Below are 17884 nucleotides of genomic sequence, written 5' to 3'. Positions count from 1 at the left end.
GCGGCCTCAACCACGGTGATCTCGCTGCGATATACTCGTTGAATTACGTCTAGTCGTTTCTCGTCTTTCATTGTCAGGGTTGTCATCCTTCCACCCTGACATAATTACGTTGCCGTTAACCCCTGACATAATCACTTTGCTACAACACCTGGCAGCCAAGTTCGTTGTGAATATCGCAATATTCGCATATAATGATCGTTGCTAAATACCTATGGACTTGGTTCGAACCCTTAAGGCGCTGGCCGATCCGTTGCGCGTGCGCATTCTCGCCGCGGTGGCTCAGGAAGAGCTGACCGTGGGCGAGGTGCAAGAGACCGTGGCATCGGTGCAATCTTCGGTGTCGCGCAATCTGGCGATCCTGCGCGACGCGGGCTTCGTGCGCGACCGCAAGGAAGGCACCAACGTTTATTTCTCGGCGCGCCGGGATATGGCGGCGCCCGCGCGGGAATTGTTCAAGACCTTGCAGGCGCGTTTCGCCGAACTTCCTGACAGCAAGAAAGATCAGGCCCGCTTGGTCGCTTGCCGGCGGCGTCGGTTGCGCCGCTCGGAAGGGTATTTCGAGTCGGTGGCGGGGGATTGGGAGCGCATTCGCAAAAGCTATTTCGACGACCGCGTCACTTCGCTGGCGATCGAAAAACTCTTGCCCAACGATTTGACCTTGGCCGATCTCGGCTGCGGCACGGGGAGTCTGACTTTTGAATTGGCGCGCTTCGCGCGCAAGGTGATCGGCGTCGATCTTTCCAGCGAGATGCTCAAGCGCGCCCGCGCCGTTGCCAAGGAGCGCGGCGTCGACAACGTCGAGTTTCGTCAGGGCGATTTGCTCAAGCTGCCGTTGGCCTCCCACACTGTCGATGCGGCGTTTTGCGTCATGGTGCTGCATTTTTTACCGGACCCGGCGGCAGCGATTGCCGGATTGTGCCGCATCGCGCGGCCCGGCGGTTCGGTGATTCTCGTCGACTTGGTCGAGCACAAACAGCAGTGGATGCGCGAGCAGATGGCGCACCGTTGGCTCGGCTTCGAGCGCGGCGTCATCGAACGATGGTTTGACGAAGCCGGCGCGGCGTCGGTGGATTACGATCTCACCGGCTCCTTTGCCGGCGAAAAAGTCGCGCGCAACGGCAATCGGCCGGTGGAGATTTTCGTCGCGCGGGCGAGTCTGCCGGAGAAACGGGACTTGGCCGCAAAGAACGCAAAGGCGCAAAGTAAGAAGGAACTCGGAGTCGGAGAATTGGCCGCAAAAAGCGCAAAAGGCGCAGAATAAATTTTCACTCATGGATCGAATTACTTCGGGATCGCGAAAGAGTATTTATGAACTCGACTGAAATAACTTTACGTAAACTGCTATCGGAGCGCATTGTCATTCTCGATGGTGCCATGGGGACGATGATCCAAGCCCACGAGCTCGGTGAGAAGGAGTTTCGCGGCGAGCGGTTTACTAACCATGGTAAGGATCTCAAGGGCTGCAACGATCTATTATGTCTCACGCAGCCCGAACTGATCGCCGAGATTCACCAGCAGTATTTTGAAGCTGGTGCGGACATCGTTGAGACCAATACCTTCAATTCGACTTCGGTGTCCATGGCGGATTACGAGCTTGAATCGCTGGTCTATGAAATGAACGTTGCTGGCGCGCGGGCGGCGAAGATAGCCGCCCAACGCGTCATGGCCAAAGATCCCGTGAGGCAGTGCTTCGTCGCCGGCTCGATGGGGCCGACCACTCAAATGTGTTCGATCTCGACCGATGTTAACAGCGCTGCAAGCCGCCGTCTGACTTTTGATGACCTTGTCGACGCATATTATGAGCAAGCACGAGGCCTATTGGACGGCGACGTCGATATTCTGCTAGTCGAAACGATTTTCGATACGCTTAATGGTAAAGCGGCATTCTTCGCCATTGCCAAGCTTCTTGACGAACGTCAGCTGTCTATTCCCTTGATGGCGTCGGTGACTTTCATTCAAGCCGCCAGCAATCGTGGCGTCACCGGTCAGACCGTCGAAGGTTTTTGGAATTCCATATCCCACGTGCCGCTGCTCAGCGTCGGTATGAACTGCGCGCTGGGGCCCAAGGAGATGCGCCCGCTGATCGAAGAGCTGGCGCAAATTGCGCCGATCTATATCAGCACGCATCCCAATGCCGGCTTGCCCGATCCATTGCTGCCCACCGGTTTTCCGGAGACTCCCGAGTCGCTGGCGCCGCAGTTGCGCGAGTGGGTCGACAACGGTTGGCTGAACTTCGTCGGCGGTTGTTGCGGCACGACGCCGGGGCATATCGCGGCGCTGGCGGCCGCGGTGAAAGGCAAAGCGCCGCGTCGGCTTCCCGAGGTTGAGCCGCATTTGCGTCTGAGCGGCCTCGAGAGAGTGACGGTGCTGCCGGAATCTAACTTCGTCAACATCGGCGAGCGCACCAACGTGACCGGCTCGCCGGTCTTCGCCAAGATGATTCTCGCCGGCGATTTTGAAAAAGCGGTGAGCGTGGCGCGCCAGCAGGTCGAGGGCGGTGCCCAGATCATCGACGTCAACATGGACGAAGGCATGCTCGATTCGAAAGCCGCGATGGAGAAATTTCTCCGCTTGATCGCCGGCGAATCGGACATCGCGCGGGTGCCGGTGATGATCGACAGCTCGAAGTGGGAAGTAATCGAAGCGGGCCTGCGCTGCGTGCAGGGCAAAGGCATCGTCAATTCGATCAGCCTCAAAGAAGGCGAAGAGAAGTTCATCGCCCAGGCGATACTGATCCGCCGCTACGGCGCCGCGGTGATCGTCATGGCGTTCGACGAGCGCGGCCAAGCGGACACGTTGGAGCGCAAGATCGAAGTGTGCACGCGCGCTTACAAGCTGCTGACGGAAAGCGTCGGCTTTCCGCCCCAGGATATTATTTTCGATCCCAACATTCTCACCGTCGGCACCGGCATCGAGGAACATAACAACTACGCGGTGAATTTCATCGAAGCGACGCGCTGGATCAAACAAAACTTGCCGCTGGCGAAAGTCTCGGGCGGCGTGAGCAACATCTCGTTTTCCTTTCGCGGCAACAATCCGGTGCGCGAGGCGATGCATTCGGCGTTTCTCTACCACGCCATCAAAGCCGGCATGGACATGGGCATCGTCAATCCCGGCATGCTGTCGGTGTATGAACAGATTCCCGAGGACTTGCTCGAGTTAGTCGAAGACGTGCTGCTCAACCGGCGCGCCGATGCCACCGAACGCTTGGTCGCCTTCGCCGACACGGTTAAAACTAAGGGCAAGGTCGCGGTCAAAGACGATTCCTGGCGCGACGGTACGGTGGAAGAACGGTTGGCCCACGCGCTGGTGAAGGGGCTGACAGATTTCATCGATCAAGACGTCGAAGAGGCGCGCCAGAAACATGGCAAGCCGCTGGGCGTCATCGAAGGGCCGCTGATGGACGGCATGAACGTGGTCGGCGATCTGTTCGGTTCGGGAAAAATGTTTTTGCCTCAAGTGGTAAAAAGCGCGCGGGTGATGAAGAAGGCGGTGGCTTATCTCACGCCCTATCTGGAAGCGGAAAAATTGCGCGCGCAGGATACTTCGGTGCGCACCAAATTGGTTTTCGCCACGGTCAAGGGCGACGTTCACGATATCGGCAAAAACATCGTCGGCGTGGTGCTGGGCTGCAACAATTACGACGTCATCGATCTCGGCGTCATGGTGCCGGCGGACAAGATCATCGACACGGCGATTGAAGAGAAAGCCGATATCATCGGTCTCAGCGGTTTGATCACGCCGTCCTTGGACGAGATGGTGCATGTCGCCAGCGAGATGACCCGGCGCGGATTAAAAATTCCGTTGCTGATCGGCGGCGCGACCACCAGCAAGCGTCACACAGCGGTTAAGATCGCTCCTGCGTACAAGCATGAAACCATTCACGTGATCGATGCCTCGCGCGCCGTGCCGGTGGTGGGTGCATTGATGAAAGCGGAAAGCCGGCAAGCGCTCGACGCACAGAACCGCAAAGACCAGCAAGAGATGCGCGAGCAATTCGAAAACCGCGCCGGCACGCAGTTGCTCGCTTATGATGAAGCCAAACGTCACAAGCTTCAAACCGAGTGGGATGTGCATCATATCGCCACGCCGGAATTCACCGGGCGGCGCGTGCTCAAAGAGTTTTCGTTGGCTCAATTGGTTTCCTACATCGATTGGTCGCCGTTCTTCCACACTTGGGAAATGCGCGGGCGCTATCCTGACTTGTTGCAAGATCCGGCGCGCGGTCCGGCGGCGCGGGATTTGTTCGCCAACGCCCAAGAGCTGTTGAAAAAGATTGTCGATGAAAAGCTGTTCACGGCCAACGCGGTTTACGGTTTCTATCCGGCCAACAGTGACGGCGACGATATTGTCATTTATTCGGATGTAACTCGCACTAAAGAGCTGACGCGCTTTCACACGCTGCGCCAGCAGAAAGACAATCAGCGCGGCAAACCGCAGTTGGCGCTTGCCGACTTCGTCGCGCCGCGCGAGAGCGGCCGAGTGGATTACCTCGGCGCTTTCGCGGTGACCACCGGCCATGGCACGCAGGAACTCGCCGAACAGTTCGACAAGGACAACGATCAATATAATTCGATCATGGCAAAAGCCTTGGCGGACCGGTTGGCCGAAGCGTTCGCCGAATATTTGCACAAGCGCACGCGCGCCGAGTGGGGCTACGGCAAAGATGAGAAGTTGACCGTCGAAGATTTGATCGCGGAAAAATATCGCGGCATCCGCCCGGCGCCGGGCTACCCGTCGCAACCCGATCACACCGAAAAGCCGCTGATATTCGATTTACTCAACGCCGGCGAGGCCACCGGCATCACGCTGACGGAAAGTTTCGCCATGTATCCGGCCGCCTCGGTGTGCGGCATCTATTTCGCCCATAAAGACGCGCACTACTTCGCCGTCAACTCGATCGGCAAAGACCAAGTCGAGTCCTACGCCGGGCGTAAAGAGATGAAAGTTTCAGAAGTGGAACGCTGGCTGTCGCCGATCCTCGGTTACGACCCGGCGAAAAAGTAAACGCGGCAATCCCGTATCCCGTTCGGTTGCTATGAGCAGTTGGCGGATAGCGGAGTTGCGCTTGAGCCGATTTAGTAATGGAACTGGGTAAGAAAAGCAGGATCAGCTTGAGCTGACTCCATTCCATTTTTACAATTAGGATTCTTCCCTGGTCATATGAAAGCGCCCCAAAGTCTAGATCCTGAAGAATACTTCAAGGGGTTTGTGAAGCGTCTTGATGGCCTTGGCTATCGTAAACGACGACAGGTTCTGTGGCGCCAAGTTAGGCCATCGCTGTGTCGTTTTTTATACAAGTTCCGACCATTTGATCCTTCCAACAGTACCTCCGTTGACCGTCTTCGTGATATTCTTTTTCAGTCCAGATTGCGCCTTTCGTCACCGACAGAGTTCAACGACCCCTACGATATGGCCGCAAAAATTATCGTTGAAGGACCGCGTGCGGCGATAAGACAAAAATTAGACCGGCTCTTTAGAGAACGAGGGGTAAAATGGGAAGCCCGGAAGAGGGAAGTAAGCCGTATGATGGCAAATTTAGATTCTGTCGTGTCACGGGCAAGAATATCGTTTGCAGAGAGCACTGCCGCTGTAGGTGTGTGCTCCTTCGGAGGTGATCCGCGAAGCATTCTCATGTGGAGTCATTATGCAACAGACCATAGGGGTGTTTGTCTTCAGTTCGAAGTCGCCAGGGATATTGCTACGTTTGCCCAGGCATTGCCTGTGAACTACAGCGAAGATTATCCAGTCTTAAATTGGCTCAATGAGGCAAAGGGCATAACGGTGGTACTCCTAAGAAAATATCAAGGCTGGGCATACGAGAAAGAGCGTAGAATAATAGTCCCGGAATCGGCGGCTCAGTTACTTTATTTTCGCTCTGCAGCGCTTTCTGGGATCATCATAGGATGTTCCGCTAGTAGCGCGACCGTCGAGCAATTGAAAGATCTCGTTAAAGAGCGATCTTCGTTTGGTTTTCCGCCACTAAAAATTTACCGCGCTTTTAAACATGACAGTAAATATCGATTGATCATAAATAAGGATAGGACGGAAAGGGGTGATATTTAGACTGCTTGGGATCGGATACAGTGCCAGCCATTCGTATTAACTTACGTCGGATAGTTTGAGACCTCATCGCGTTTCGCTTCTATTCAATCCTAGCGCTCGAAGCCGTTGCTGTAAATGCGGAGAGAAGAATGGAAATATTTACATCAGCCGGGCGAACCGAGGCTATCGTTGGAGTTTAAGTTCGGCATCGACCTGTTTCTTTAATCCGGCCATAAGGTCGATGTCTCGAACCGGTATCTCATCGAACTTGGTAGTGCTCTCGAAAGCCTGCAGCACCTGCCTACCCTCCGCAGTCTGATGCATGTTCATTAAAACTTCCTTTACTTTCGTCACAAGCTTGGCAGGGAGATCGGCTCGATGGCTGACTATCTGACGCGGAATGGAAACCGTCTCATGAATGATCTTGAAGCTGTCAACGTTTTTCGCCACAGCGAGATACTTCTGACTATCGGTTGCACCCGCCGCCACGACTCCATTCAACACCGAGAGAATTGTATTCGAGTCACCGTGACTAAAGATATACCCCACTTCGTCGGATTTTATGGGGTCACTCCCCTGTCTCTTGGGCGTCATTCGGAATCCTTTTTTCAATAAAACCATTTTCGGAAAAAAATAACCGGTCGAACTGAAGGGCTCCTCAAAGGCGATGACCTTGCCCTTGATATCCTCCAATCGAGCGATGCCGCTATCTTTTCGCGTGAAGATAATCGACTGGTAATCGCTTTTCCCCTTCTTCCAGCGTTGCAGCAGAAGTTTGCTGTTGGAAAGGCGGCTCACAGCCACCGAAGGGAAAACACTATCTATGTAAAGATCTGCCCCGCGCGTTTGCAAGAACGAGGACATCGCCGGAATACTCTCCGCCACGACAACTTTCGCTTCGTCGATTCCCTCTGACTGCAACTGCCGCGCGAGATAGCTGGCAAGGGGCCAAAATTTTCTGGTCTCCACCACCGGGGATATACTTATGGAACCTAGCTTGAACGATCCGGCACAGGCGAGCTGGGGCAAAAGCAAGACCGCAGCGACAAGTAATAATTTGTTTCCTAAACCCCAGCGGTTAATCATCAGTTGCTTTACGCCTCAAAAGCAATGCGTAGTACGCTTCCAAGATTCCTGCGTCCCGGTACGCAAGAATTACCATGGACGAAAGAATTTGTCTGTAATATACCATCTCCTAAAACGACGAAAGTCCTGGCTGCTTAAAGACTGGTTGTCGGGCTTTGGTTATTTCACCTAACCCTGAGTGGCGCGGGCCAAATGGCCCGTTGCCCCATCGCCGAGCCAGTTTGGGGCGAATCCACGATGGTGCCAATCGGCATTCTTTGCCACCTTCGCGCCGTTCTTACGTAAGCGACAAAATCCATTTTTCGGCACTCCCATTGCTCTATAGCAGGTCGTGCACAAAGCGACGTGCAAGAGAGTTGTCGCCCTAGCCAAGCTGGTAGGGCGGAAGGAGTAAGATCATGACTGGTGAAAATTTAGATATCGTTAATTTTTTTGCCCCGGCAATTATCTTGATGTTTCTTATCGCCATTGCAGGGGACAAGAAGCAAGTCGGTGTTTTCAAGGCGTTGGTGACGGGAAGTGCGTTCTCAAACGAGTACGCCGTCGATCGAATGTTTGAGGAGCAACACCTCCCGTCATTAAAAAAGTGCCCGAACTGCGCAGAGCAACTGCCGCTCTCGGGAGTCATTTGTGAGGCGTGCGATTATAATTTTCTTTCCGGCATGGTGGGGAATGCAAAAAGACTGCTGGCCCCGTCCCAAACTCCGATACGCATGTTGCCCAAGCAACGTGCGGCTTCGCGCAGCTGATTCACGACACTCTTCAGGACTTGGTTGAGAATGGTTTGAGGCGCCGGCGGCCGTAGGCGACGAAGGCGGTGAGAAGCCCGGTCACGAGCGGCATCAGCGCGGTGGCGACATCGCCGGTCATCAGCGTAACCGCCGTCGCGCCGATCATAACGATCACCAATCCCGCCGCTGCGAGCGGTGTCAAGCTGGGGCGAATACGCAAAAGTCCAGGGAGAATCAGACCGACGGCGCCCAACACTTCGGCTACGCCGATGAAGCGCAGGAACCAGCCCGGCATCGGCATCTGCTTGGTCATCTCTTCGATTGACATGACCAGCTTCGAACCGCCGGCGAACAAAAATAGCGCGGCGAGCAGTGTTTGTGCGATCCACAGTACAACGTTCATGTTTTTCTCCGGTTATTGTTTTCGCCGTGCTATTGCTTGGGCGCCGCTTCAACCAGCGATTTCATTTGCGCCAACCCTTTTCGAAATCGCCGCCGACCATTTTGTCCATGTTCATGAACAGGCGAAGGCCTTGGCGATGAAATTGTTTTCGCCGAACATGCTCCAAGTGACCAGCGTTTTTTCAGCTTCGGGCTTGAAGCTGAATTCGGTGGTGTTGGTTGCTGTGAACGGTTTAATCTAATATTCCCCGCTGCTTGCGGCGGGCACAACTAAATGGGGTTTCCAAAGGGGGCGAGCATCCCCTTTGGTCGCGAGCGGGGTTCATACCCCGATCGCGAAATGCCGAGTTGATTCTAAATCGTCGCTTTCGCTGGTCAGGCGCTCGGCGATATCGTCGGGCAACGATTCGAAGCGCGCGCGCTTGCGGATCGCGTCGATGGCTTTGAAGCGGCCGGTGGAAATCAGCCAGGCGCGCGGATTGGCCGGCACGCCATCGCGCGGCCATTGTTCCAACGCGGCGCGAAAAGCTTCGTGCAGCGCTTCTTCGGCGAGATCGAAATCGCCGAGCAGGCGAATCAAGGTGGCGAGAATCTGGCGAGAGTCGAAGCGGTAGAGCGCGTCAATCTTGTCGCGCAATTGTTCTGCGACAAACTCTGCACCGCTTTGTGGGCTGGGATCGGACATGACGAACTTTCTCAGTGGATCACCATGCGCAGGGACATTGCATCTTTCATTGCGACGATTTGACTAGTTTCGATTTAGCGCGCAAGCAGCAGTTTTTCGATTTCCGTGGTGATGCGTCGGTCTTCCGGTTCGGCGGCGCTTTCGAAAACATTTACCGGTTGTCCGGCTTTATCGAGAAGATACTTGTGAAAATTCCATTGCGGCGGCTTCTTGGTCTTGGCCGCCAGCTCGCGAAACAGCGGGTTGGCTTTAACGCCAACTACTGAAGTCTTGGCGAACACCGGAAAGGTGATGCCATAATTGACCTGGCAGAATTGCGCGATCTCTTTGTTCGAGCCCGGTTCCTGGGCGCCGAAGTCGTTGGCGGAAAATCCTAAAACCGCGAAACCCTTGTCGCGATAACGGCGATATAGTTTTTCCAAGCCGTCGTATTGCGGCGTGTAGCCGCATTCACTGGCGGTGTTGACGATGAGCAGTACTTTGCCGCGAAACTGGCAGAGCGAAACCGGCTCGTCCATCAGATTGGCGAACTTATGATCGAGGATCGCGGGGCAGGACGATTCGGCCGCGCTGCTTGCTGTTGCAATGGCGCAGAGCGCGATCGCGGTGATGATCACGGCGCAGAACGAGCGATGGATCATTGCTTTCTCCTTTGACTGCTTTCTCTATCATAATTAACTCGCCCAGCGCGAGGATTGCCGCATGGCCAACGTCATCGCGGTCGCCAAGTGCATCGCAATGCGGTTCTGTGTTACTGCTCGAAAGACATGCAACAAACCGAATCGCAAAACCCGCGCGTTACTCCGTTGGCGCTGTTTTTAGCTTTTTCCCGCATCAGCTTGTCGAGTTTTGGCGGCGCGATTTTCTGGACGCGGCGCCAGCTGGTGGAGAAACAGGGTTGGCTCAGCGAACGGGAATTTGTCGAGGCGTTGTCGCTCGGACAATTGTTGCCGGGACCCAACGTTCTCAATTTAACAGTCATGGTCGGCCATCGCTTCGCCGGTTGGAGTGGCGCTGCGGCTTCGGTTGCCGGCTTCCTGGGTTGGCCCTGTCTCGTGGTGGTCGGCATGGGCGTGCTGTATCAACATTTCGGCGCGTTGCTGCAAGTGCAGCAAGCGCTCGCCGGCATGTCGAGCGTCGCGGCCGGATTGCTTATGGCAACCGTGATCAAGTTGGCGACGGCGTTGCCGCGCCGTTGGCAGTCGTGGTTGTTCGGCGCGTTGGCGTTTGTCGGTGTCGGCGTTATGCGTTGGCCGCTCTTGTGGGTCGTCGGCGCGCTGGCGCCATGGGCGGTATTCGCGGCGTGGAAAGAGCAGTCTTGATGGAACGCGTGGATCTTACGGCGATGTTTTTCCATTTCGTCGCGCTCTGGTTCGTCGCCGTCGGCGGTCCGTCGACGATCTTGCCGGACATTCATCGCTATTTAGTTGAAGTCCATCACTTGCTGACCGACCGGCAGTTCGCCGAGATTTATACATTGGCCCAGGTGGCGCCTGGTCCCAACGTCATGTACGTCACGCTGATCGGCTGGTATCTCGCGGGATGGAAGGGCGTCGCCGCGACGACGATTCCACTGCTCGTGCCGGCGACGACGCTGACGATGCTCGTCGGCCATCTAAAGCAGCGCTATCCCGATGCGCGGATCTTTCGCGCGGTTCGCCTCGGTCTGACGCCGATTACCATCGGATTAGTTTTCGCTAGCGCGACGATCCTCATGCGCGCGGTGAATCACGACTGGCGCGGTTACACGATCACGCTGCTCACCGTCGTTGTGGCGCTCGGCAAGCCGTGGAATCCGCTCTGGCTGTTTGGAGCTGCTGCGCTGGCGGGGATTTTAGGGTTTGTTTGAGCGTTAACTTGTTTTCGTTCACCACAAGTCAAATTCGGATAATCTCTCGCAAAGGCGCAAAGGCGCCAAGTTCGGAAAGGAATGAATTATCTATTCCGAGCTTGGCGCCTTTGCGTTCCTTCGGCTCAGCTCAGGACATGCTTGGCGGGAGGGATTTCCGAATCCGAGTTCGTAGGATGTGGTGACCGAAGGGAACCGCATCGTTGTTACGTTGCGCGGCAACGATGCGGTTCGCGGATTCACCGCATCCTACGGGTTACGCTTAGTGTGCAGCGCTCGCTCGCTGCTTGGCCGGCGGTTCGAGGCCGACGATGAACGCGGGATTGACCGTGCACATGGTGTAGATTTCATCGTCCGTGCAGCCGAACGCCGACATGTGGCCGCGCAGCAGGCGCAGCGATTCCACCGAATTGGGAAACAGCGGCTCGCCGGCGTCGGATGACAGCGTGCAGTGTTCAGCCCCGACGGTGCGGATCGCCTTGTACATATTTCCCGGATCGATGCCGAGCAGCGGCGACAGTTCGTCGTAAGTAAAATTGATCCATAGACCCGCGTCGGCGGCTTCTTTCATTTCCTCGATGGTCAAACTCACAAAGGGGCTAAACGGATGGTCGACGACGCCGCGTTTGAAGCCGATTTTTTGGCAGTATTCCGCCATGGCGCGAAACTCCGGCTTGGTTGGATGGCCGAAGAACACCGCGGCGTTGTAATCATGGGCCATGCGGAAGATCTCTTCGATCGCCGGCAACAGTCGGCCTTTGTCGTCTAGTTGATAATGGCCGTACTTGAGCGAATCTTCCCACGACAATGGTTCGGTGTGCGCTTTCGGATCGGCGTTCTTGTCCCAGGCGCTGGGTTTGCCGCCGACGATGTTGAGCGTATTCGACGAAGTGTTGTTGGGCATCCACAGACCTTTGACGCCGGCTTTCAAATTGTTCGCCGACCACGCCGGCTCGATCTTAGAAAGAAAACCTTGAGTGACCGAGGCGCCGGCCCACAGTTGCACCGGGGTGTGGCCATTTTCGCCGCACCACGAATTAAGCGCGGTTTGGATGTCAGCGACGGTTAGCGCCGAATCTTTGCGGCCGACGATGGTCTTGTAAAGTATCCCCAGCATGCCGCTCTTCGAGGCGAGCTTGGCGACGCCGAAGGCATCCTGCTGTCCTTCATGGGCGTGGCAGTGAATGTCGATCGAATCATCGACGCCGATGACGTAATCAAGCGAAGGATCGACGGGCCCCTGCTTGAAGCCGCGGCGGGCGGGATAAGAAGTCACCGAGCGAACCGCGCTCGGTGTGGAATAGTTGGGTCTAGCGTCGGCCATGGTCAATCCTCCTCAATACGATTTGCTCGGAACATAGCGCTTCTGTCCGTTGCGGGCAAACAAATTGTGCATGGTCAATTTGACAAGCTTTCTCCCTCGGTGTTATCAGGCAAAGGCTGAAGCGGAGATGATGCGCAGGCTTCGGCAAAATTTTGTGACACGATGAAATCAAATAGTCGGTCGAGGAGCACTCAATGTCTCAGCAAGTGAAAATTATCGATGGCGATGGCCATATTTTTGAAGACGGCGACGGCATCGCGCGACACTTCCCTTATACCGCAGCGGGCGGCAAGCTGCGCAGCGGCGTGTTTCCGCTCAACAGCCATATCCAATATTCTCTCACGCGCACACCGCCGGGCGCTTTCGCGACCAACGCCGAAGGACGCTTCGTCAACCCTGGGCCGGAAGGCTGGATCGAATTCTTAGATAAAGTCGGCTTCGACTACACGGTGCTCTTTCCCACCGCCGGCCAACGCATCGGCCGCATCGTCGACCGCGACTACGCCTGCGGCGCGGCGCGGGCGTACAACGACTGGTTGGCCGAAACTTATCTACGCCGCGATAAACGTTTCAAAGGCGTCGCGCTTTTGCCGATGCACGATGCCGATGCGGCGTTGGCGGAGTTGCAGCACGCGCATACAGACTTGGGCATGTCCGCGGTGCTATTTCCCGCCACTGGAGTGCATTTGAATCTCGGCGCGAAACCCTATTGGCCGGTGTACGCCGAAGCGGCGCGCTTGGGCATTCCCGTCGTCGTTCATGGCGGTGGTCATTGGGATTTGGGCATGGAAACCATGAACGTTTCCACCGGCGCCAACGCCATCGGCCATCCGATGTCGCTGGCCATCGCATTGTCGGAGATGCTGCTCAACAATTTATTCGAGCGCTTTGCCGGTCTACGCGTGGCTTATCTCGAAGGCGGCCCGCTGTGGTTGCTGATGGCATTCGAGCGGCTTTCGCGATCTTACGAAGCGGGCATTCCGCTCAATCCGCGCGGCGAGCTGCTGCATTTGCCGGAAGGGCAAAGCATTGCGGATTACATTCGTGGGCTGATCAAGGCGGGGCGCCTGGTAGTTGGCATCGAAGGCGGCGAGTCGGATTTGCCCTACGCGGTCAAAGTCGCCGGCGAACAAGCGTTCATGTTCTCGTCGGACTTTCCCCACGAAGTGAATATTCACACCGTCGGCAAAGAGATTCACGAACTGCGCGAGCGCGAAGGGATGAGCGAAGCCGCCAAACAGGCCGTGCTGCGCGGCAACGCGGCGCGGTTCTACAAGTTAGATGCGGCGGTGAACTGACGAATCGGAAGCGGAGGATTGGCCGCAAATAACGCAAAAAATCCCAAGAGGATTTCCGAATGTAGGGGCGCGATTCATCGCGCCCTCAGGGTTGGTTGAATCCATGCAGCCGCGCCGGATTATCTACTAATATTTTTCGCAGCAACTCCGCATCGCCGTCGACATAGCGATAGAGCAACTCTACTTCTTCGGCATCGTTCATCATGCGCTTGGTCCACTGCGGATGGGGCCAGTCGCTGCCCCAGATGGTGCGCTCGGGCGCGGCTTCGATAAATGCCTTGCCGTACGGTAGCGCGTCGTCCCAGCCCGCGTCGAACTTTGAATCGCGGTTGCCGTTGGAAATCATCATCCACCAGTTTTCTTGCTTCAACATATCGAGCACCCAGCGGATCACCGGCCGGTCCATCCCACCTTCAAAACCGACATGGCCGAAATGGTCGATCACCATCGGGATGTCTTTGAACGAGCGCAGCAGCTCGGAATTCTCCAGCAGGTCTTCGCCGTTGACATGCAGCCGCGCGTGCCAGCCGAGCTCGTGAATGCGCGCCATGGAGCGGCGGACTTCGGTCTCACGCTGCTCCATGGCGAAGAAGCGCACGAAATTGAAGCGCGCGCCGCGCACGCCGGCGGCGTGCAACCTTTCGAGTTCCTTGTCTGAAACTTTATCGTCGACAATGCCGATGCCGCGATAGCGGTCGGGATCGTTCAAGTTTTCCAGCTCGTGCAGCAAGAGCCGATGATCGCTGCCGTAGATCGCGCTATGGACGATCACGCCGCGCGCGAAGCCGATCGCTTTGTGCATGCGTTGCGCTTCGCTAAACGTCGCGCTTTCAATCGGTGGATAAGGCCGGTTCGGCCGCGGCGGAAACTCGGAGGGATCGTCGTAGATGTGAAACTGACAATCGCAGCTCCCCGCCGGCGGCGGTGGAGCCGGCATGCGCGGTTGCTTGTCCCATTCGTAGATTGTCTCTCCAGCTTTGGCCATCGTTATTCTCCTAGTAATTCGCAGATTAGACTTGAAGCGATAGCGGTTTCAAGCGTAACGGCAGCGGTTTGTCGGGCCGTCTCTCAACGTTCTTGGCAAATCGCCAGGTCGCTGTTAGTGTCGGAGCGCTGGCTCGGAATGTCGATTCTGAAAACATGGAAGGAATGCGAACCATGGAAAATGAAAAAGCTCTACGGCAGAAGAGCGATCCGGTTGTCATCGAAGCGGCGGGGATGCGGATTTGGGTGGATTACCGCAAAGGCATTGGCGGCGATGAGGGGCTGACATTCGATGTCACCGTGGCCGGTGAAAAAGAGGGCGACAGAATTCTCCGCTTCGACTGCTTCAGCAAGACGCCGCATTATCATGTCGGCGCGTCACCGAAGAGTCCGGTCCACGATATGATCGCCGAAGGCATTGCCGATCCGGTGCGCTGGACGCTCGATCAGCTCAAGACACGTCTGCCGTCGATGGTCGCCGAGGCCGGCTACGCTGACATTGCGAAGAACATCGACCAGCACGCGATCGCGCAAAGTCTTTCGCAGGTCGAGAAAGATATTTTCGCCAAGATTTAGCGGCGCGCTTTGTCGCAACCGTGCGGCGTGCGTCATTAGGCCTGGCTGAGGAGCGATTTGGGCTTGTGCCGAGTTCGGTAGGCCTTAATGAATCTGGTTTGCAACCTGCGGGCCGCGGTGTAGAATTCCCTTCATGTCCAATGACAACCTACTTGCCCGCATCACTGTGGATCCGGAGATCTGTCATGGTAAGCCGTGTATTCGCGGCTTGCGCTATCCGGTTGAGACGATTCTCGAATATCTCGCCGGCGGTGACACGATCGATGACTTGCTGAAGGAGTTTCCGGACCTGGAACGCGAAGATATTCTTGCTTGTCATGAGTTTGCGCGCCGGATGTTAGCCGCGAAGAGTATCCACCTGCCGCTCACATGAAGTTTTTTGTGGATGCGCACTTGCCGCCGAGTCTTTGCGCGGTATTGGCGCGCCACGGCCACGATGCGAACCACACGCTGGATCTACCAGCGAAAAACGCCACAAAGGATAACATCCTCACTCAGATTTCGCTTGACGAGCAGCGTGTCGTGATTTCGAAAGATTCGGATTTCTTCTATTCGCATTTACTTTTGGGTCGGCCATGGAAGCTGTTGTTGGTCAAGACGGGAAATATGTCAAAGAGTGACTTGTGTGCTCTCTTCGAACGTCATTTGTCTGAGATTGAAACCGCTTTGGAGCAACATACGCTGGTAGAAATAGATCGGGCTTCAGTTACTCCGCTGGTATAAATTGCTTTCGTAGAAGTAACGTTTCACGCTAACTGTTGTCTCTCTCATTCTGACGCTCAATTGTTCGCTTGCACGGAACCGCCCAGTGGTGGCATATCCGTCTTGTACAGCCGGCGTTGTCGATTTGCGCATTATGCACGTGTTTTCACTGAGCTGGCTCTGAGTAAAACTAACTGAACATTCACGGAGGCAATGAAACATGGCGCAAGATTTCGTCGGTACCAAACGCTGGATCCGGCCGGCGAGTCCGTATGAAACTTACATGGACGAGCAAAATCTGCCGATCCATCGCGGCACGGTGGGATTTAATGACATCCGCGACCTGACTTTGGCACCGTGGAAGCGCATGGGCGCGCAGGGTGCGTTCATCGAGCTCAACGGCTGCGGCGGGCTTCAGGGGATGTACGTCATCGAAGTGCCGAGCGCCGGCGTGATCACTGCGGAAAAGCACATGTACGAAGAAATCTTCTACGTGCTTGAGGGACGCGGCACGACGGAGATCTGGAGCGACGATGCGAGTAAGAAGCAAACCTTCGAATGGCAGCAGGGAAGTTTATTCTCGCCGCCGCTGAACACCTGGCACCGCATCGTCAACGCCACTTCCAGCCCGGCGTTGCTGCTCGGCGTCACCAATGCGCCGCCGATTTTTTACCTTTACCGCAGCCAAGATTCGCTGTTCAACAATCCGTACCAGTTCAAAGATCGTTACGATGGCAGCGCCGATTATTTCAAAGCGCAATCTGAACTGGGCAAAGATCCGCGCCACGGCCGCGCGCGTAACTACGGAAATATTATCCCGGACGTGGACCGCGTAGAATTGCCATTGGATGGCCAGCGCGGCGTCGGCCATCGAACTTTTTTTTGGAACTTGTCCGGCAATAGTTTTCAGGGATTCATCGCGCAGTACGCGCCAGGCCGCTATTCGCGCTGTCACAACCATGAAGCGGGCCCAGTGTTGTTGTGCGTCGGCGGCAAAGGCTACACGATCACATGGCCAGGCAGTGCTGGAACGACGCCGTGGAAGGACGGCAAGGGCGATTTGGTCCAGCGCCAAGACTACAAACACGGCGGCATCGTCAGCGCCGCCCCCGGCGACTCAGGCTGGTTCCACGGCCACTTTGGCGCGTCGAAGGAACCGCTACGCGTGCTCGCTTTTCTCGGCGGTTTTCCACGGCGAGTCATGGGCGTGCCCGGAGTCGATTGGCGCGGCTTGAACCTCGACATCAAAGAAGGCGGCAGCACCATCGAGTACCGCGACGAGGACCCGTACATCCGCAAGATGTTTCAAGAGCAGTTGGCGAAGGAAGGGGCGGGATTCAATATGCCGGAGGAAGCGTATCGGTGAGCAGTGCTACCTAATACTGCGAAAAATACCTAGCCCGCCTATCGCAGCTAATTGCTCTATCGGATCGAAGGTTGCGTGGTATAATTACACGACAGTGCAATCCCGTACTCTAGAAGGGAGACTTAGAGATGCAACCACTGCAAGAGATTGAACATCTTCTCGCGACGCTGACTCGATCAGAAAAGGCTCAGCTGCTGCAGTGGGTCGCGCGCGATATTGGCGATGCCTTTCCCGGCATTGAAAGCCGTCCAGACGTTTGCGGCGGCGAGCCCTGTATCGTGCGTACACGTGTTCCCGTGTGGCTACTCGTTCAGGCGAAACGGCTGGGGACGAGCGAAGCTGAACTATTACGGAGCTATCCGACTTTACGTGCGGAAGATCTAGCTAATGCCTGGGCCTACGCCCGCGCGCATCAACTAGAAATAGAAAGTCAGATAACTGCAAACGAAGCGGCGTGATCGATGGCAAGGTTTTATGCCAATGAGAATTTCCCATTAGCGGCGGTAGAATCACTGCGACGTTTAGGTCATGACGTATTGACCACTGCGGAACATGGTAAAGCCGGGCAAGCGATCCCAGATGCTGACGTTTTAGGATTTGCCATCATGGAAACCCGAATCCTGGTGACCTTCAACAGGCGGCATTTCATCCGCCTTCATTCCGATGTGCCCCATCACGAAGGAATCGTAGTTTGCACATTCGATGCCAACTTTGAGGCGTTAGCAGAGCGAATTCATGATTCAGTCAAAAATCTACAGAACATGACCGGCCAACTGATCCGCGTCAATCGCCCATCGAACTGAGTTGCACGAAAAGAGAAGGTGGGAAAGGTGGGG

Annotated in this window: 20 protein-coding genes; 14 read left to right on the top strand and 6 right to left on the bottom strand. The window is 55.8% G+C overall.

Annotation, left to right across the window (positions count from 1 at the left end; genetic code table 11):
• Positions 1–211: 211 nt before the first annotated feature.
• The 3 genes from EXR70_13390 (at position 212) to EXR70_13380 (ending at position 6066) form a co-directional block, all read left to right on the top strand.
• Positions 212–1261 (top strand): metalloregulator ArsR/SmtB family transcription factor, encoded by a 1050-nt coding sequence (locus EXR70_13390; protein MSP39475.1) that lies wholly within the window; start codon positions 212–214, stop codon positions 1259–1261.
• A 47-nt stretch (positions 1262–1308) separates the two neighbouring features.
• Positions 1309–5007, top strand: coding sequence for a methionine synthase (gene metH, locus EXR70_13385; protein MSP39474.1), 3699 nt, complete (start codon positions 1309–1311; stop codon positions 5005–5007).
• A gap of 156 nt (positions 5008–5163) precedes the next feature.
• Positions 5164–6066 (top strand): DUF2971 domain-containing protein, encoded by a 903-nt coding sequence (locus EXR70_13380; protein ID MSP39473.1) that lies wholly within the window; start codon positions 5164–5166, stop codon positions 6064–6066.
• 162 nt (positions 6067–6228) lie between these two features.
• Here the strand turns inward: EXR70_13380 and EXR70_13375 are convergent, their stop codons facing one another.
• Positions 6229–7131, bottom strand: coding sequence for a phosphate/phosphite/phosphonate ABC transporter substrate-binding protein (locus EXR70_13375; protein ID MSP39472.1), 903 nt, complete (start codon positions 7129–7131; stop codon positions 6229–6231).
• Between the two features lie 398 nt (positions 7132–7529).
• Here EXR70_13375 and EXR70_13370 point away from each other — a divergent pair, with 398 nt between their 5' ends.
• The gene (locus EXR70_13370; protein ID MSP39471.1) at positions 7530–7880 is read left to right on the top strand and encodes a hypothetical protein; all 351 of its coding nucleotides are present in this window, start codon (positions 7530–7532) and stop codon (positions 7878–7880) included.
• Between the two features lie 13 nt (positions 7881–7893).
• Here the strand turns inward: EXR70_13370 and EXR70_13365 are convergent, their stop codons facing one another.
• Positions 7894–8265 (bottom strand): DoxX family protein, encoded by a 372-nt coding sequence (locus EXR70_13365; protein MSP39470.1) that lies wholly within the window; start codon positions 8263–8265, stop codon positions 7894–7896.
• Between EXR70_13365 and EXR70_13360 the strand changes: the two genes are divergently transcribed.
• The gene (locus EXR70_13360) at positions 8264–8506 is read left to right on the top strand and encodes a hypothetical protein (GenBank protein ID MSP39469.1); all 243 of its coding nucleotides are present in this window, start codon (positions 8264–8266) and stop codon (positions 8504–8506) included. The genes EXR70_13365 and EXR70_13360 overlap by 2 nt on opposite strands.
• Before the next feature lie 80 nt (positions 8507–8586).
• Here the strand turns inward: EXR70_13360 and EXR70_13355 are convergent, their stop codons facing one another.
• A complete protein-coding gene (locus EXR70_13355; protein MSP39468.1) occupies positions 8587–8949 on the bottom strand; it encodes a hypothetical protein in 363 nt (120 codons plus the stop codon).
• Positions 8950–9023: 74 nt separating this feature from the next.
• A complete protein-coding gene (locus tag EXR70_13350; GenBank protein MSP39467.1) occupies positions 9024–9590 on the bottom strand; it encodes a glutathione peroxidase in 567 nt (188 codons plus the stop codon).
• Positions 9591–9716: 126 nt separating this feature from the next.
• On the opposite strand from EXR70_13350, the gene EXR70_13345 reads away from it, so the two are divergent.
• Both EXR70_13345 and EXR70_13340 read left to right on the top strand, forming a co-directional pair.
• A complete protein-coding gene (locus EXR70_13345; GenBank protein MSP39466.1) occupies positions 9717–10271 on the top strand; it encodes a chromate transporter in 555 nt (184 codons plus the stop codon).
• Entirely contained in the window at positions 10235–10798 is a 564-nt protein-coding gene (locus EXR70_13340; protein MSP39465.1) for a chromate transporter, read from the top strand. The genes EXR70_13345 and EXR70_13340 overlap by 37 nt, the downstream gene beginning before the upstream one ends.
• A 262-nt stretch (positions 10799–11060) precedes the next feature.
• Here the strand turns inward: EXR70_13340 and EXR70_13335 are convergent, their stop codons facing one another.
• A complete protein-coding gene (locus EXR70_13335; protein MSP39464.1) occupies positions 11061–12122 on the bottom strand; it encodes a hypothetical protein in 1062 nt (353 codons plus the stop codon).
• 194 nt (positions 12123–12316) lie between these two features.
• Here EXR70_13335 and EXR70_13330 point away from each other — a divergent pair, with 194 nt between their 5' ends.
• Positions 12317–13420, top strand: coding sequence for an amidohydrolase (locus EXR70_13330; protein ID MSP39463.1), 1104 nt, complete (start codon positions 12317–12319; stop codon positions 13418–13420).
• Between the two features lie 85 nt (positions 13421–13505).
• Here the strand turns inward: EXR70_13330 and EXR70_13325 are convergent, their stop codons facing one another.
• On the bottom strand, positions 13506–14405 hold the full coding sequence (locus tag EXR70_13325; protein ID MSP39462.1) for a 2-pyrone-4,6-dicarboxylate hydrolase: 900 nt from the start codon (positions 14403–14405) through the stop codon (positions 13506–13508).
• Between the two features lie 173 nt (positions 14406–14578).
• Between EXR70_13325 and EXR70_13320 the strand changes: the two genes are divergently transcribed.
• From EXR70_13320 to EXR70_13295, 6 genes are all read left to right on the top strand, one after another.
• A complete protein-coding gene (locus tag EXR70_13320; protein MSP39461.1) occupies positions 14579–14980 on the top strand; it encodes a hypothetical protein in 402 nt (133 codons plus the stop codon).
• Between the two features lie 133 nt (positions 14981–15113).
• On the top strand, positions 15114–15353 hold the full coding sequence (locus tag EXR70_13315; protein ID MSP39460.1) for a DUF433 domain-containing protein: 240 nt from the start codon (positions 15114–15116) through the stop codon (positions 15351–15353).
• A complete protein-coding gene (locus tag EXR70_13310; protein ID MSP39459.1) occupies positions 15350–15703 on the top strand; it encodes a hypothetical protein in 354 nt (117 codons plus the stop codon). The genes EXR70_13315 and EXR70_13310 overlap by 4 nt, the downstream gene beginning before the upstream one ends.
• Before the next feature lie 199 nt (positions 15704–15902).
• The gene (locus tag EXR70_13305; protein MSP39458.1) at positions 15903–17048 is read left to right on the top strand and encodes a cupin domain-containing protein; all 1146 of its coding nucleotides are present in this window, start codon (positions 15903–15905) and stop codon (positions 17046–17048) included.
• Positions 17049–17176: 128 nt separating this feature from the next.
• Positions 17177–17506 carry a DUF433 domain-containing protein gene (locus EXR70_13300; GenBank protein MSP39457.1) on the top strand — a complete coding sequence of 110 codons (330 nt, stop codon included), beginning with the start codon at positions 17177–17179 and terminating at the stop codon, positions 17504–17506.
• A gap of 3 nt (positions 17507–17509) precedes the next feature.
• Entirely contained in the window at positions 17510–17851 is a 342-nt protein-coding gene (locus tag EXR70_13295) for a hypothetical protein (protein ID MSP39456.1), read from the top strand.
• The last annotated feature ends 33 nt before the right edge of the window (positions 17852–17884 follow it).

It is taken from the genome of Deltaproteobacteria bacterium (genome assembly GCA_009692615.1).
Taxonomy (GTDB): domain Bacteria; phylum Desulfobacterota; class Binatia; order UBA9968; family UBA9968; genus DP-20.
This window is presented reverse-complemented; position numbering and strand designations above follow the sequence as displayed.

Excerpts from the sequence above, each read along its gene's own strand:
- EXR70_13305 (MSP39458.1), top strand. The coding sequence starts at position 15,903 with ATGGCGCAAGATTTCGTCGGTACCAAACGCTGGATCCGGCCGGCGAGT.
- metH (MSP39474.1), top strand. The coding sequence starts at position 1,309 with ATGAACTCGACTGAAATAACTTTACGTAAACTGCTATCGGAGCGCATT.
- EXR70_13360 (MSP39469.1), top strand. The coding sequence starts at position 8,264 with ATGTTTTTCTCCGGTTATTGTTTTCGCCGTGCTATTGCTTGGGCGCCG.
- EXR70_13315 (MSP39460.1), top strand. The coding sequence starts at position 15,114 with ATGTCCAATGACAACCTACTTGCCCGCATCACTGTGGATCCGGAGATC.
- EXR70_13330 (MSP39463.1), top strand. The coding sequence starts at position 12,317 with ATGTCTCAGCAAGTGAAAATTATCGATGGCGATGGCCATATTTTTGAA.
- EXR70_13380 (MSP39473.1), top strand. The coding sequence starts at position 5,164 with ATGAAAGCGCCCCAAAGTCTAGATCCTGAAGAATACTTCAAGGGGTTT.
- EXR70_13390 (MSP39475.1), top strand. The coding sequence starts at position 212 with ATGGACTTGGTTCGAACCCTTAAGGCGCTGGCCGATCCGTTGCGCGTG.
- EXR70_13365 (MSP39470.1), bottom strand. The coding sequence starts at position 8,265 with ATGAACGTTGTACTGTGGATCGCACAAACACTGCTCGCCGCGCTATTT.
- EXR70_13295 (MSP39456.1), top strand. The coding sequence starts at position 17,510 with ATGGCAAGGTTTTATGCCAATGAGAATTTCCCATTAGCGGCGGTAGAA.
- EXR70_13310 (MSP39459.1), top strand. The coding sequence starts at position 15,350 with ATGAAGTTTTTTGTGGATGCGCACTTGCCGCCGAGTCTTTGCGCGGTA.
- EXR70_13325 (MSP39462.1), bottom strand. The coding sequence starts at position 14,405 with ATGGCCAAAGCTGGAGAGACAATCTACGAATGGGACAAGCAACCGCGC.
- EXR70_13300 (MSP39457.1), top strand. The coding sequence starts at position 17,177 with ATGCAACCACTGCAAGAGATTGAACATCTTCTCGCGACGCTGACTCGA.
- EXR70_13375 (MSP39472.1), bottom strand. The coding sequence starts at position 7,131 with ATGATTAACCGCTGGGGTTTAGGAAACAAATTATTACTTGTCGCTGCG.
- EXR70_13320 (MSP39461.1), top strand. The coding sequence starts at position 14,579 with ATGGAAAATGAAAAAGCTCTACGGCAGAAGAGCGATCCGGTTGTCATC.
- EXR70_13340 (MSP39465.1), top strand. The coding sequence starts at position 10,235 with ATGGGCGGTATTCGCGGCGTGGAAAGAGCAGTCTTGATGGAACGCGTG.
- EXR70_13345 (MSP39466.1), top strand. The coding sequence starts at position 9,717 with ATGCAACAAACCGAATCGCAAAACCCGCGCGTTACTCCGTTGGCGCTG.
- EXR70_13355 (MSP39468.1), bottom strand. The coding sequence starts at position 8,949 with ATGTCCGATCCCAGCCCACAAAGCGGTGCAGAGTTTGTCGCAGAACAA.
- EXR70_13350 (MSP39467.1), bottom strand. The coding sequence starts at position 9,590 with ATGATCCATCGCTCGTTCTGCGCCGTGATCATCACCGCGATCGCGCTC.
- EXR70_13370 (MSP39471.1), top strand. The coding sequence starts at position 7,530 with ATGACTGGTGAAAATTTAGATATCGTTAATTTTTTTGCCCCGGCAATT.
- EXR70_13335 (MSP39464.1), bottom strand. The coding sequence starts at position 12,122 with ATGGCCGACGCTAGACCCAACTATTCCACACCGAGCGCGGTTCGCTCG.